Annotated in this window: 2 protein-coding genes; both read left to right on the top strand. The window is 31.7% G+C overall.

What is annotated here, in order from left to right; translation table 11 throughout:
- Positions 1 to 70 precede the first annotated feature (70 nt).
- A complete protein-coding gene (locus VLM92_RS13835) occupies positions 71 to 856 on the top strand; it encodes a conserved phage C-terminal domain-containing protein (protein ID WP_325276916.1) in 786 nt (261 codons plus the stop codon).
- A 29-nt stretch (positions 857 to 885) separates the two neighbouring features.
- Positions 886 to 2,187, top strand: a complete 1,302-nt coding sequence (locus VLM92_RS13830; protein WP_325276915.1) for a replicative DNA helicase — start codon at positions 886 to 888, stop codon at positions 2,185 to 2,187.
- Positions 2,188 to 2,329: the final 142 nt, after the last annotated feature.

Genomic DNA, 2,329 nt, shown 5'->3' with positions numbered 1-2,329 from the left:
AAAAGATTAATATTAAACTATACAAAACATAAACAAAGAACATATGTATGATACAAGGGGGATGGAAAATATGGGCTATAGATTTTATAAAACTAATAAAAATGTTATGCAGTTTGATTGTAAAAATGAGATACATAAGATTGTTTTTAATCATTACATAATGAGAAAAGTAAATCTTCATAGGATGAAGGGTGATTTACCAGATGGTCAGTTTAAGATTACTGCTAGAGGTGCTGCTAAGGATTTGAATTTATCAAAGACTACTATTAGTAGGCTTATTAATGAGTTTGAAAGTATTGGTATTGTTGATGTTATTAAAAAGTCTAGTGTAGGTAAAACTTGTTCTATTTATGAATATGTAACGGAAAGGGGAAGTAAAGCTATGCCTAAATCTGAGCCATTAGTTGAGACTGTTTGTGATACTGTAGATGGGTCATTTAAAGTAAGTGATTTTAAGGATTTAAGTAATTTTGATGTTCCAAAGGGTAAGACGGGTAGTGAGACTAAGCTTGAGACATTTAATATAAAGAATATAAATAAAGAATTAAATAAAGACAATATATATACTCGTGTGATTAGTTATTTGAATGAAAAGTCTAAAAAGAATTTTAAAAGCACTACTAAAAAAACTAGAGCGTGTATAAGTGCTAGGCTTAATGAGGGATTTGTTGAGGATAATTTTTATAGGGTGATTGATATTAAGTGTTCTCAGTGGATGGATGGTGATATGGAGAAGTTTTTAAGACCTGAGACTTTGTTTAGTAGTAAGTTTGAGGGGTACTTAAATGAAGAAAGGGTGGCTGAGGCTGAGGATTTAGAGGCTATTGAGCCTTATAATATTGATTTTAATTTTTAGTTTATTGTATATATGAGGGGAATTTTTTTATGAAAAATTTAAGTGTTATGGATGTGGAGCAATCTATTCTTGGAAGTATTATTATTGAGCCGACTTTAGTTTATAAGCTTGATGAGTTAAAGGAAAATATGTTTACTTCTGGGGATAACAAGAGAATTTTTAATATTATGATGGATTTGTATAAAAATAAGATGGCTGTTGATATTGCGTCTGTTTTAAGTAAGGTAGGGGATGAAGGGCGTAGTGTGTATGCTAGGTACTTGAGTGAGATTAGTGCTGTTAGTATAACTTATGCTATTGATAGTCATATTGAAATTTTAAAAGATAATCATAGTAGAAATGTTTTAAGAAAGCTTGCTATAGATTTTTCTTGTAGTTTGACTGATGGGCAAGATATTTCTACATCTCTTAATATTTTTGAAAATGCTATTAGTAAGCTTTTAAAAGAGGATGTTGAAGAAAGTGATGATATTATTTCTATTGCTCATGAAACTTTAAATTATTTGGAAAATGATAATGAGATTGGGTTTAAGTTTGGTGTGCAGTTGTTAGATGATATTATTGGTGGTTTGTATAAGGGTGAGCTTACTACTATTGCTGCTAGAAGTGGTGTTGGTAAGACTGCTTTGGCTCTTCAGATTATGTTAAATTGTGCAGCTCAAGGTAGAAAGGTTTTGTTTATTAGTAGAGAGATGAGTAATGTTCAAGTTTTTATGAGAAATATTACTAAAAAGACTGGGGTTAGTAGTAATAAGATGAAGTATAAAGATCTTGATGAAGGTGATTGGAAGCCTATTATAGATTATATAAATGAGGCTACTAAGAAAAAATTGATTTATATTAATGATAAGATTAGTACTGTTGGTGGTATTAAAAAAAGGGTTAGGCAGATTAAGCCTGATTTGGTGATTGTGGATTATGTTCAGTTGTTAAGTATTGAGGAAAAGTTACATAGTAGGGAAAGGGAAGTTGCTAGTTTATCTAGGGAGCTTAAAAATATTACGCTAGATTTTGAGATTCCTGTTATTCAGCTTAGTCAGTTAAATGATGAGATGAAGGATTTGAGACCTTGGGGTGAGCGTCCTATGAGGGATAGTAAGGCGATTTTCCATGATAGTAATAATGTTGTTTATATTCATGAGCCTGTAGGTACTGATTTTGAAAAGGCTGTTGATAGTGCTAAGCTTGATAAGTTTAGGGTTTTACAGATGAAAAATGAGGGTGTTAAGTTAATTGATTTAATTGTTGCTAAGTGTAGAGATGGTGAGACTAAGTATAGGCATTATTGGTATAATGGTCCAAGGCTTCATTTTGAAGAGATTGTATATTAGGGGGGAAGGTTATGGAGTGTGATTTTAGGTTAGAGGATGTTGATGATGACTTGGTGGCTGTGGCAGATTTTATGGGGGTTGATTTGTTTGTTGAGTTTTGTGAAAGATTTGGTGGGGAGAGTTTGTACTTTCCATGTAAGAA

Source organism: Romboutsia sp. (genome assembly GCF_035470145.1).
Lineage (GTDB): Bacteria > Bacillota > Clostridia > Peptostreptococcales > Peptostreptococcaceae > Romboutsia_D.
Note: the sequence above shows the minus strand (reverse complement) of the source record. Positions and strands in the feature narration are given on the sequence as shown.